The 12,279-nt window shown below is 43.2% G+C and carries 9 protein-coding genes, 1 tRNA gene and 1 pseudogene; 5 read left to right on the top strand and 6 right to left on the bottom strand.

All coding sequences use genetic code 11. The features are described from left to right. Positions 1 to 284 precede the first annotated feature (284 nt). Genes IM299_RS14870 through IM299_RS14860 form a run of 3 tightly spaced genes read left to right on the top strand, consistent with a single transcriptional unit; the run spans position 285 to position 5,975 of the window. Positions 285 to 1,328, top strand: a complete 1,044-nt coding sequence (locus IM299_RS14870) for a DNA cytosine methyltransferase (protein ID WP_193357772.1) — start codon at positions 285 to 287, stop codon at positions 1,326 to 1,328. Positions 1,329 to 1,333: 5 nt separating this feature from the next. Further along, a complete protein-coding gene (locus IM299_RS14865) occupies positions 1,334 to 4,291 on the top strand; it encodes an ATP-binding protein (protein ID WP_193357716.1) in 2,958 nt (985 codons plus the stop codon). A gap of 16 nt (positions 4,292 to 4,307) precedes the next feature. After that, a complete protein-coding gene (locus tag IM299_RS14860; protein WP_193357715.1) occupies positions 4,308 to 5,975 on the top strand; it encodes a response regulator receiver domain in 1,668 nt (555 codons plus the stop codon). Between the two features lie 530 nt (positions 5,976 to 6,505). Here IM299_RS14860 and IM299_RS14855 read toward each other — a convergent pair. The 6 genes and pseudogenes from IM299_RS14855 to rraB all read right to left on the bottom strand — a co-directional run. After that, a pseudogene (locus tag IM299_RS14855) lies at positions 6,506 to 6,820 on the bottom strand (hypothetical protein); the annotation flags it as partial. Positions 6,821 to 7,576: 756 nt separating this feature from the next. Further along, complete coding sequence (locus IM299_RS14850) at positions 7,577 to 8,356, bottom strand: HNH endonuclease (RefSeq protein WP_193357714.1); 780 nt, start codon at positions 8,354 to 8,356, stop codon at positions 7,577 to 7,579. Between the two features lie 355 nt (positions 8,357 to 8,711). Then, positions 8,712 to 8,796: transfer RNA gene (locus IM299_RS14845), tRNA-Leu, on the bottom strand. A gap of 106 nt (positions 8,797 to 8,902) precedes the next feature. Then, the gene (locus IM299_RS14840) at positions 8,903 to 9,625 is read right to left on the bottom strand and encodes a topoisomerase II (protein WP_193357713.1); all 723 of its coding nucleotides are present in this window, start codon (positions 9,623 to 9,625) and stop codon (positions 8,903 to 8,905) included. Positions 9,626 to 9,655: 30 nt separating this feature from the next. Next, entirely contained in the window at positions 9,656 to 10,414 is a 759-nt protein-coding gene (gene miaE / locus IM299_RS14835) for a tRNA isopentenyl-2-thiomethyl-A-37 hydroxylase MiaE (protein ID WP_193357712.1), read from the bottom strand. 46 nt (positions 10,415 to 10,460) lie between these two features. Beyond that, the gene (gene rraB / locus IM299_RS14830) at positions 10,461 to 10,886 is read right to left on the bottom strand and encodes a ribonuclease E inhibitor RraB (protein WP_193357711.1); all 426 of its coding nucleotides are present in this window, start codon (positions 10,884 to 10,886) and stop codon (positions 10,461 to 10,463) included. Between the two features lie 99 nt (positions 10,887 to 10,985). Between rraB and IM299_RS22965 the strand changes: the two genes are divergently transcribed. Beyond that, positions 10,986 to 11,081: a hypothetical protein gene (locus tag IM299_RS22965; protein WP_213083700.1), complete on the top strand. Its 96-nt coding sequence runs from the start codon at positions 10,986 to 10,988 to the stop codon at positions 11,079 to 11,081. Further along, positions 11,051 to 12,055: an ornithine carbamoyltransferase gene (argF, locus tag IM299_RS14825; RefSeq protein ID WP_193357710.1), complete on the top strand. Its 1,005-nt coding sequence runs from the start codon at positions 11,051 to 11,053 to the stop codon at positions 12,053 to 12,055. The genes IM299_RS22965 and argF overlap by 31 nt, the downstream gene beginning before the upstream one ends. Positions 12,056 to 12,279 lie beyond the last annotated feature (224 nt).

Genomic DNA, 12,279 nt, shown 5'->3' with positions numbered 1-12,279 from the left:
ACATGATGATCATTTGTCAATGATGGCGAATATTATGTGTTATACCCATTTTCGCTAACGTCATACTTGGTTAATTTACAACCGAGTCGTTGACTAACTTTGTGATATCTATGGGTTAACAACGTTGAACATCGGCGTGGTGTTGTTCATAATCCCTTCAAAAGGCTTGGGGATGGCCATAACCTCAGGGCGGTAGCGTGGCCAAAGTTTATATCCATACCAATCACTTTTATCTAAAATATGAGTTTATCCGAGTTATTACTGAGTATAAAGAAGGTATCAAATTGATAGTTATAGATTTTTTTTGTGGCTGTGGCGGAGCCAGTGAAGGGCTGCGTCAGGCTGGTTTTGATATCGTGCTTGGAATAGATAATGACTCACAAGCATCAGAAACCTTTAAAGCTAACTTCCCTGATGCAAAATTCATCCAAGAAGATATTAGAAAAATTGAACCACAAGATATCTCCGAGATCATTGATATTCAAGCCAAACGGCCTTTATTATTAAGTGCATGTGCACCGTGCCAACCATTTTCGCAACAAAATAAAAATAAAACCAGCGATGATTCAAGAAGAAATCTACTTGATGAAACCCATCGTTTTATCAGAGAACTACTTCCTGAATATATTATGCTTGAAAATGTACCAGGAATGCAAAAAATTGACGAGAAAAAAGAAGGCCCATTCCAAGAATTTATCAAACTAATTAAGGAGTTGCAGTATAATTATATATCCTTTATAGCTAACGCCGAGAATTACGGTATACCCCAAAGAAGGAAAAGGCTTGTACTTCTGGCTAGTAGAGTAGGCAAAGTAACCCCACCAGATATAACTCATGGTAAAAATAAAATCCCATACAAAACTGTACGTGATTATATCTATAACTTCACAAAATTATCTTCAGGGGAAATCGATCCCCAAGATTCTTTGCACAGAGCAGGAACACTTACCTCTCTAAATTTAAAAAGAATTATGCACACTCCAGAAGGTGGAGATAGAAGAAACTGGCCCGAAGAGTTAGTCAATAAATGCCATAAAAACTATGATGGGCATACCGATACTTATGGAAGAATGAGCTGGGATAAGCCTGCACCTACACTGACGACAAAATGCAATAGTTACTCAAATGGACGATTCGGGCACCCAGATCCAACACAACATAGAGCAATAAGCATAAGAGAAGCATCAAGACTGCAAACATTCCCTTTGAGTTATGTATTTAAAGGTTCTCTGAACTCGATGGCAAAGCAGATTGGAAACGCTGTACCATGCGAACTGGCCAGAATATTTGGACAACATCTCATAGAAAATTGTACTAATAAGGATTAATAGACATGGCTAAGATAAGAACAAAAGCCCGAGCTTTGGATATGCTTGGCAGGCAGCAAATTGCAGGTATACCGACTGCGTTAAGCGAATTATTCAAAAATGCTCACGATGCTTATGCTGATAATGTTGAAGTGGATTTTTTCAGGAAAGAAAATCTTCTTATCTTGAGAGATGATGGTTTAGGAATGACAGCTGATGAATTTGAAGAGAGATGGTTGACGATTGGAACGTCCAGCAAATTAATAGACGATGATGCAATAAATAAACCGGCAATAGATAATAATAAAGCCTTCCGTCCTATAATGGGTGAGAAAGGAATAGGTCGTTTATCTATAGCAGCAATCGGCCCGCAGGTGCTGGTTCTTACCAGAGCTAAAAGAGACAATGAGCTTATGCCGCTAGTTGCTGCATTTGTTAACTGGAGCCTATTTGCTATACCATCACTTGATCTTGATGATATAGATATACCAATTAGAATTATAAAGAATGGTGAACTTCTTAGTAAAAAAATTCTTGATGAGATGATTGAACAAGCCAAAAACAATTTAGAATCCTTAACACAAAAAATATCAAAATCGAAAGTATCGCAAATAAACACACAGTTATCACTTTTCGAATTCGATCCTGCTTTATGGGAAAAAAAATTAGGTGGATTAAAACTTTCAGGAGATGGTCATGGAACTCATTTTATAATAAACCCTACCGAAGAAATTTTAATAGACGATATATCTTCAAGCGATAGCAACAAAACAACAGAACAATCCTCCCGCTTAGAGAAAGCTTTATTAGGCTTCACAAACACAATGTATAATGATTCAAACCCTCCTATTATAGCCCGCTTCAGGGACTATCTGGAAGATGGAGAGTGCATTGACAGAATTAGTGAGTCAATTTTTTTTACACCACAAGAATTCAATATTGCTGATCACCATATAGAAGGCTGGTTTAATGAATTTGGTCAATTTAGCGGTACTGTTTCTGTTTATGGCGAAAAACCAATTCATCATGCTGTGACTTGGAGAAATAATAATCAATTAACCCAATGCGGTCCCTTTAAAATTAAACTGGCATATATACATGGCCGACTCCGTGATTCACGACTCCCCATGGAACTCTGGGCTCCACTGAAGGAGAAAACTGATAGATACGGTGGTTTATATATTTATCGAGATGGATTAAGAATTCTACCTTATGGAGACTCGGACACCGACTTTCTAAAAATAGAAAAACGAAGAACATTATCTGCTTCTGAATATTTCTTCTCTTATCGACGTTTATTTGGGGCAATTGAATTAACAAAAGAAAACAATGCTTCATTAGTCGAAAAAGCTGGGCGAGAAGGGTTCATTGAAAATAAGCCTTATAAACAATTCAAAGAAATGCTTGAGAATTTCTTTATCGAGATAGCAAGAGATTTCTTTAAAGATGACGGTGATATGTCTGAATTATTTATTGAGACAAAACAACGTAGAAATGAAGAGCATGATCTGTTATCAAAGAGATCTAAGCAGACTAAAGCTAAAAAGGACAGATTAAAAAAAGAACTGTTTGAATTTTTTGATAAGCTAGATAAGGATTACTGGAACACTGAAATAAATAAACTTATTAATTATAATGAAGAATATTTCTCTAGCACTGAAATAACTGATGCCAACATAGATTATATATATAGCAAAATTAAAGAACAAAATGACAACGTTATTAATAATCTTCGTAAAACCATAGATATAAGGAAACCATCTGGCGTTGGCTTAACAAAAGAATTATCTAATCTATGGGATAGATATCAAATAGAAAGACAAAAAATTTTAGTTTCGTTAAATGAATTAAAAGATAATGTTGATCGTAAACTTATTGAATTAGATAATAAAAATAACGACTTCCTCAATTTACGAAAAAGGCTTGAGGATTCATTGACTTTACAACAAAACTACTACGATAAAGAGCTCTCAAAATTATATACTGATGCAAAGAATGCTCTGAAAGAAGTACAATCCAAAGCCAATAAACTCATTTCAGATAATAAGAAAAAACATAAGAGCGAGTTAAAAAATATTTCTTACGAATTCCAGTCGACAAATTTAAATGGAAAGGACACGGAATATATATTAGATATAAAAAGAAATCTTGAAAGCAAGATTGAGAACACATCAAATGAAGTCATTAATGAAATAAAAAGATTAACTGACCAGATTGCTATAATAAGTGATAGTACCATTCCTGAGAATGTAACATCAGCTCAAGTGACAGAAGCAATCGAAACCGAGCTTGAACATTTACGAGATCAACAAGCAAATAATGCAGAGCTAATATTATTAGGCATGGCTCTTTCCGTTGTTCACCATGAGTTTAATGGTAATATAAGAGCAATTCGAAGTGCCCTAAGAGAATTGAAAGCATGGGCAGATAGAAATCCAAAACTCGATATTATATATCAGAAAATCAGAACTAGTTTCGATCATTTAGATGGTTATTTAAAAACCTTTACACCATTAACAAGACGTTTAAGTCGTTCTAAAACAAACATAACTGGGAGCGCTCTTTTAGAGTTTATCAGAGATGTATTTGATGATCGTCTTGAGAAAGAAAATATTGAACTCTTTACTACCTCAAAGTTTGTTAATCAAGAAGTTGTAGCTTATACATCAACTATTTATCCTGTCTTCATAAATTTAATTGACAATGCAATATATTGGCTTACTAAAACGACAGGTGAAAAAAGACTCATACTTGATGCGACTGACACCGGATATGTCATTGGTGATACCGGCCCTGGGGTTTCAACTAGAGATCGCGATGTAATCTTCGATATGGGATTCACACGAAAAACAGGAGGCCGTGGAATGGGATTATTTATTTCTAAAGAATGTTTATCCCGAGATGGGTTTAATATAATACTGGATGATTATCGACCTGAACAAGGTGCCTTCTTTATTATTGAACCATCAGAAGAAATAAATTAATAATGGATATTAACAAATGACAAGCTCAACTGACTTTCATAAAATTTCAGAAGACTGCGTTCGCCGTTTTTTACATTCTGTAGTCGCTGTTGATGACAATATGTCTTTTGGTGCAGGTAGCGATACTTTCCCAACAGAAGAAGATATTGATTCTTTAATTGACCCCGACGATGTGACTACCCAAGTAATAACTCCATTAGCTTTTAAAGGTTTGGAATCTACTAAATCAAAAGCAAAAATAAAAAACCATCCTTTTGATTACCAAGCTCTATCAGAAGCATTTGCGAAAGATGGAATTGCATGCTGCGGATTATTAGCTAAAAGCTTTAATGTCGAAGAAAAAGATATCATCACAGCATCCTCCCGTAAAGCTGATATAACAATACTTGATTGGGATATGCAAAGCGATAGCGGACAATTTGCTATAGAGATAATAAAATCAATTATTGCTGCAGATATAATTTCTGGAGGACGTTTACGTCTTCTTTCAATCTATACCGGTGAGAATGTTGCAGCGGTTATGACGAAACTAAATAATGAATTAAAAAAGTCATATGCTACAAAAATAAAAAATGAGAATAGTCTGTTCATTGAAGACAATTACGCACTTGAAAAATGGTGTATAGTTATTATTAGTAAGGATATATATGAAAAAGACCTTCCGAATGTTTTAATAAAAAAATTCGTCAATCTTACAGCTGGACTGTTATCAAATGCTGCCCTTTCCTGTATTTCAGAAATAAGAGAGAATACCCACGGAATATTAACAAAATATAATAACACACTTGATACAGCGTATGTTTCCCACATTTTAAACTTAATGACATCCAAAGAGTCAAGGCCATATGCATATGAAAATGCACATGATTATGCGGTAGATTTAATTTCCGAAGAAATACGTTCAACATTACAAATAAGTGAGAATTTAAAAAAATCGCTGAGTAAGGATTCCTTATCGCACTGGCCAATTTTTCATTATACAACGAATGACTCCAAGAATTTTACATTAACCGGGAAAACTAAAAAAGAATTATCCGTAGAACATCTAAGCAACATACTTTCTGCAGATTCTTTAGGTGAAATTGAAGGTGCTATAGGACGAGCTTCGTTAGGAAAAAAAGATTACTTAAGCCAGGATGGGGAACAAGACACAAAAATAATGCAATTATGTTCGCTTGAAATTACTCGAAGAAATTTAAGATATCACTCCAATATAGATAATGTATCGTTAAAACAAGGCACATTACTTTTAGATGCATATAACTTTGTTTACTTATGCATACAACCATTATGTGATAGCGTCAGACTACATGAAAGAGCCGATTTTCTTTTCCTTAAAGGAACATTAGATAATAATGATTACAACTTATTGATTGAGGATGAAAATGGCAATTTCTATAAAATAAAAATGGCTGCAAAAGCCGCAAATATTATCTCGCTAAATTTTGGCGTTGAGAACGGAAAAGGCGTTGTCATAGGCAAAAAAAATAACTTAGTTAATACTGATTACATCTCGTTCATTCCACTCACTATTGAAAAAGCATGCACTCCCAAAGTATTAAAATGGATAGGGGAAATAAAAACAACTTATGCACAAAAAATAATAACAGATATTGTTAGCAATCTTTCAAGGATAGGTTTAGACCAACACGAGTGGTTGCGAGTAAAATCAAAAGACATATAGGGAAATATCATTAGCGCTCGGTGTTTTTCTGCCTTAATTATTTGAAAAACACCGTCACAATTTATTTATTGCGTGACTGAAAACTTACAATTTATTCAAATAATAGACAAGTAATATATTGCACTATACCTTCACCATATTAACTTACTAACCTAGACAATAGTAGCACTTTATCTTATTAGGTGAGAAACCCAAACGATGGAATATTTGTCGACGAATATAACATAAATATTCCTTGCAAGTTTCTGCCCATGTACTTAGCAACAAACTCGCTATTACTAATGACTAGTTCTTAAGTTGACGTAAGAATTATGGTGACATGGAATCCGCTTAAGTGAAGCATCCAAAGTTACCTAGAGACACTAACGCCCAACTCAAAAAGCTGCTTGCCGATGTTACGCTGAACAGGGAATGAGTTATGGGGCGATTTGTATTGGCATAGCACTAAATCCCACATATCTAAAAGGTTCATTTTTTGACATAGGTTCAGGCAGGTCTCTGGGAATTGAACTAGCTAGTGTTCGATATCACAAACCCTCATGGCTCAGCAGTGCTGGCTTCACTATCGGGGTAACAATATCAGGCGCACCAGCGGAACGGTCCTTTCCATGCTGCAGTAATCGGAAATAAATCTTTTGCCGCAAGATGACATAGACTGTATCGACGTCGTCTTTTTCTTCCTCAAAAAATTTACCGACGATCGCTTCGTCAAGACGACCCGCCGCTATCTCATGTCAGAGAGTGAAATTTTTGGCGTCTTTGCATTCAAAACTGCTTTTTCCTGACTCAGCATCTGCAAGCGAGTTGCGCCAGTATGAGGCAAACCCTAAAGCATTTTCATCCATTACCAATTCTATGACTCAATGAAACCCATTGATTTCGTATTTAAAATCACCGTATGGATAACTATTGCCCATGTTGAAAGGCTGGCTACAATCTTTTGTTCAGGCTCCGATACAAATACTCAGGTTATACAGAGTTTAGAAAACAACCATATCATGCTGCATGGCACATAAAAGCTTTATAACTGAACCTGTAGAGGATTACCGGTTGCGCAGCACGCTCCAGAAACCCGTGAGCCCGACTGGACAATGTTCAGTGCAATATTGGAACCTGTCACCGCTGTCGAACATTGTTCTGTATGTAGGCTCTCCAGCTATTTCTTTGTACGATGCTTGCGAATAAAAGCATTCAAAATGTCGCCTTCACCATGCATGACAGAAAAAAATATTCACACTCTTTCTTTATCAAGAATCCACATAATTCCTTGTGCAAATCAAAATTAACTCCCTTTCCTTTCTGTGCTTTCTTCACACCGAGCTCACATGAACTGATTTATTCAACGTTACAAGGTTCCTTCAAAAAATTCACACCATCAATTCAGTCTTGGAGAATGCATCTATTTGCTGTCGTATCACTGTAGAAAAAAGTCAGATATTTTATTTTCTTTTCGCACTTCAGCACAACTTCAGCCGAACCTTCACGTGTTACTGCATCATAGCTTCCAGTTGAATATATTTTTACCATCTTCATTTTGTACCTTACCCATTACCAAACGAATCACAACATTCTATATCAAAGGCATTTTCGTCAAAACTTAGCTATCTCAGTAAATTCTCCCGATGCCACTCCAGATAACGATATGATTCAACAGGAAACGCCTTTATTTTCTCCGGCAACAAAAGCTGATCTTTAACACTAATATCCAGTTCATCACTAATTAATAAATGTCCATCATTCTCAAAAGAAATCCATCCCTGATCGAAAAGAATATCAATATTTGCGGCCAGTATAATTCCATTAAACGGATCAAGGCGTTCACTCCCATTCTCGCAGGCAGCCCACGGTTTTATATGGCTGGCACGGAGTAACGGCGTAAACGTCGTTCCCGTAACAGGACATGCCGGATATAACATGAGACAATTTTTCCGAAAGGCACCCTGCCCCAGCCGTGCCGCAATCAACTGCTCTCGTACAGTAACTTCAATACTTTTATCCTGCTGAATAGCCAGACAATCACGTTGTGCCAGCTCATCTCCTTCAGAAGATATTAACGAAAGAACACGCTGCTCAATCGCACTGTCTGAAAGCCGACTCAATCGCTGATGCACACGCTGCGCTGAATGAGAAAGCGCAGCAGGAGCGCCCCGCTCGTCAAGCCAGCCAACACGCACATCACTAAGCCAAGAATCAAAACGATCACGACTATTTTTCAGACTATTGCGAAACTCGCTGGCGGTTTTGCCCGCCCCGAAACGGGGATAAAACAAGGCATAAGCCTCTTTCCATTTCTGAACTCCCAGTCCCACGGGGGGTTGAAATTTACCATACTTCGACAAATACCACGCCACTTCAAGCAAATCGTCTTCCGAGCTATTCAATGTTACGTCCTGTTTTTCCAGCGTAAATAATCACTAGATTATGTCTGAAAAGATCGTTAACTAAACTGATCAGATTAGTTATTTTCGGAAAAACTTCTCACACCGATTTTCACAATCAACAAGAAGTACGCACAACCGCTAACAAAAAGGAACGATCCTCTGCAATTCACCTGAATCAAGAGACCATGACAGCCAAATAGCCTAGATGTCAATCGATGAAAATGACCAACGCGGAAAGACAACCGATCAAATATAGTTATTGCCGAAAAATAAATTATCTTTGAATTACTGTCGGATATGGACGGGTCATTGACACAAAAAAAGCCGCCCTTAAGCGACTTTGATTTGCATCTTTTGGTGCCGAAGGCCGGACTCGAACCGGCACGTATTTCTACGGTTGATTTTGAATCAACTGCGTCTACCGATTTCGCCACTTCGGCACTGAAGGGGATGCGGAAACGTTGTGGATTATACCTGTCGCGCGCCGCCATGCAAGCGACGACGCGCTAAACCTGCGCTAAGTGCCCAAAAAACCAGCGCCCTTCGTCAGTCCAGCTCAGACACCGCCAGCCGTATCACCCTCGCCGCCTTCTGCTCCGGCAGCGCCAGCACCTTGGCCCACATCTCCTGCACCATATCGCAGGAGAGCTTCTCTTTGCTCGCCGCCTTCTCCGGCATCTGCAGCAGCTGGATGTCCTCGCCGTACTTATCGGCAAGTTGCTTCATAATCGGTCGCACATCCTCGACGGCCGCCTCGCGTTCGGCCTGCGTCACGGTGTGGCGGTTTTTGCCGTAGGCCGCGCGCATCATGTCGGCGTCGGCCTGCATGCGCCGCGTCATCAGGTCTTTATCCAGCATGCGCATCGGGTTCACGCCGCCCTTCACCATCGGGTAGAGGAAGCGGAAGCAGGCGTCGTCACTCACCTTCTGGATGGCGGCGGTCTGCTCCATGTTGATGGTCATGTAGTTCACCACGTTGGCGTCCGGGGCGTTTTGCAGGCGCGACATCTGCAGATGCAGGATCTGCGGCTGGATGGTGTCGATAATGTGCTGCTCCGGCTCGCCCGCTTTTTGCAGGGCGGCCATCTGGTCAAGGATGCGCTGATGCAGCACAGGCTCCTGCTCCTTGATCACCTGCCAGGCGGGCATCGCGTTAAGGGCGGTATCAATTTGCGCTTCCGGAGCGCGCTGCCTGTCGAAGAAGACCCAGAACGCCACGGCGGCAGCCGCGACAACAACAATGACCGTACTGATCCACGTTTTTTTCATCTCGCATCCTTATCCTTGAGTTGTGCCGGTTTACACCGGCACGCCGCTGTGGAAGCGAAACTCGTGGTCCGGTGTCGAAATAAGTGTGGCTTCAATTTCGCCAAAATGCTGTATGCGCGGTGAGATATCGTCGTCGCTCACCTGCTGAGCCAGCGTCAGGTAGTCCTGATAATGCCGCGCTTCCGAGCGCAGCAGCGAGAGATAGAACTTCTGCAGGTCGTCGTCGAGGTACGGGGCCAGCGCGGCGAAGCGTTCGCAGGAGCGTGCTTCGATGTAGGCGCCGCAGATGAGCTTGTCGATCAGCGTCAGCGGTTCGTGGGTGCGCACTTCCTTCAGCATCCCTTTGGCGTAGCGGCTGGCGGTGATTTTGACGTACGGAATGTCGCGGGCCAGCATCGCCTCGCGCACCTGCCAGAAGTGGTGCAGCTCCTCTTTAATCAGCAGCACCATGCTGTCGATGAGCGCCTGGCCCCACGGGTCGTCGGTTTTGGGCATCACGCTTTTGCCAATCTGCTTATGCAGGGCGATGAAGTCCGGCTCCGGGCCGTCGCGGAAGGTGAACTGTTCGTAGGGTTTGAGCCAGTCGAGCAGCGTGTCGGCACCGCTTTCGTCGGCGACGTATTTACGCACCAGCAGCAGCGCGGTCTGGGCGGCCTTGAGCTCGCACACCATATGGTCGGTGAGCAGCAGCGGCAGGTTCGCCGGGTCGCGGGCTTTATCAATCCATGCTTGCGGGGTCGGGCACTGGAGGAAGTTGAGTACAGGGGCGAGTATCTGCGGGTAATCCATGGTTCTGCCTTGAAAAAGCGGTGGCGCGGGCCACCGCCTGAAACGCTTAGTGACGCACGCCGTCGTCGTCTTCGTCGACGTAATCTTCGTCGTCGCCTTCGTCGCCGTCTTCACCGTTCGGATCTTCGAAGTAGGTTCCCCAGCCGTCGTATTCCACTTCAAACTTCTCGGCCAGGTTCATCAGCTGTTCGACCTGCGCGTCGATCAGCTCCGCCTTCAGCGCGCCTTCGCTCAGGATGTCGCAGCAGATGACGGTGTCGCCCTCTTCCACTTCCAGCTCTTCCGGCTCGGTCACTTCGTAACCCAGCTTGAAGGCTTCTACCGCCAGTTTTTCCAGCGCGTCGAAATCATCCGCAGAGAAATGGTGCTCGATGGTGTACAGCGCGTCCGGATCGCTGCCGTCTTCCAGCAGCTCTTCAATAATCAGACGCGTCTCTTCGCGTTGCTCTTCCAGGTGTTCCGGGTTTGCCATGGCTCAATCCTCTTTAAAGTGCGGCAGATACTTCTATTTTCACATACGGACGGGTTTGCCTCCACCTTTGTAAGAAAGAATTGTGAAACGGGGTTGCAAATGAATAATTACACATATAAAGTGAATTTTAATTCAATAAGTGGCGTTCGCCATGCGAGGATAAAATGTCTGATCTGTACAAGAAACACTTTCTGAAATTGCTCGACTTTACCCCTGCACAGTTCACCTCTCTGCTGACTCTTGCCGCACAGCTCAAAGCCGATAAGAAAAAGGGCAAGGAAGTACAAAAGCTTATCGGTAAAAACATCGCGCTCATCTTCGAAAAAGACTCAACCCGTACCCGTTGCTCTTTCGAAGTTGCCGCATTTGACCAGGGCGCGCGCGTTACCTATTTAGGGCCGAGCGGCAGCCAGATTGGGCATAAAGAGTCAATTAAGGACACCGCGCGCGTGCTCGGGCGGATGTACGACGGCATTCAGTATCGCGGCCACGGCCAGGAAGTGGTCGAGACGCTGGCGCAGTATGCGGGCGTGCCGGTGTGGAACGGGCTGACCAACGAGTTCCACCCGACGCAGCTGCTGGCGGACCTGCTGACCATGCAGGAGCACCTGCCGGGCAAGGCGTTTAACGAGATGACGCTGGTGTACGCGGGCGATGCGCGCAACAACATGGGCAACTCGATGCTGGAGGCGGCGGCGCTGACTGGGCTGGATCTGCGCCTGGTGGCTCCGAAGGCCTGCTGGCCGGAAGAGAGCCTGGTGGCGGAGTGCAGCGCGCTGGCGGAGAAGCACGGCGGCAAAATCACCCTGACGGAAGACGTGGCGGCGGGCGTGAAGGGCGCGGACTTTATCTATACCGACGTCTGGGTGTCGATGGGCGAAGCCAAAGAGAAGTGGGCGGAGCGGATTGCGCTGCTGCGGGGGTATCAGGTGAACGCGCAGATGATGGCGCTGACCGGCAATCCGAACGTGAAGTTCCTGCACTGTCTGCCCGCGTTCCATGACGACCAGACCACGCTCGGCAAGCAGATGGCGAAGGAGTTCGACCTGCACGGCGGGATGGAAGTTACGGACGAGGTGTTTGAGTCGGCGGCAAGCATCGTGTTCGACCAGGCGGAAAACCGGATGCATACGATTAAGGCGGTGATGGTGGCGACGCTTGGGGAGTGATTTAATCCTCTGCGGTCTGGTGCCCTCACCCCGGCCCTCTCCCACAGGTAGAGGGAGAAAACCCAGCCCGTAGGCCCGTGCAAGCGAAGCGCCGCCGGGCGAATCAGGCGACGATGCGGCCTGATGCCCTCACCCCGGCCCTCTCCCTCTGTACAGTCCGGGGACATGGTAGACAGGTGTTCGGGGACATGGTGAACACTTTTTAACATCCTTTACCCATGGTG

Source organism: Enterobacter cloacae complex sp. P47BA (genome assembly GCF_014930485.1).
In the GTDB taxonomy this organism is placed as follows: Bacteria; Pseudomonadota; Gammaproteobacteria; order Enterobacterales; family Enterobacteriaceae; genus Enterobacter; species Enterobacter bugandensis.
The sequence above is the reverse complement of the archived record's forward strand: the minus strand, read 5'-3'. Positions and strand labels throughout refer to the sequence as shown.

Bases quoted from the DNA above. Each gene is read 5' to 3' on its own strand.
- IM299_RS14860 (WP_193357715.1), top strand. From the start codon at position 4,308: ATGACAAGCTCAACTGACTTTCATAAAATTTCAGAAGACTGCGTTCGC.
- rraB (WP_193357711.1), bottom strand. From the start codon at position 10,886: ATGGCAAACCCGGAACACCTGGAAGAGCAACGCGAAGAGACGCGTCTG.
- IM299_RS14840 (WP_193357713.1), bottom strand. From the start codon at position 9,625: ATGAAAAAAACGTGGATCAGTACGGTCATTGTTGTTGTCGCGGCTGCC.
- argF (WP_193357710.1), top strand. From the start codon at position 11,051: ATGTCTGATCTGTACAAGAAACACTTTCTGAAATTGCTCGACTTTACC.
- IM299_RS22965 (WP_213083700.1), top strand. From the start codon at position 10,986: ATGAATAATTACACATATAAAGTGAATTTTAATTCAATAAGTGGCGTT.
- miaE (WP_193357712.1), bottom strand. From the start codon at position 10,414: ATGGATTACCCGCAGATACTCGCCCCTGTACTCAACTTCCTCCAGTGC.
- IM299_RS14865 (WP_193357716.1), top strand. From the start codon at position 1,334: ATGGCTAAGATAAGAACAAAAGCCCGAGCTTTGGATATGCTTGGCAGG.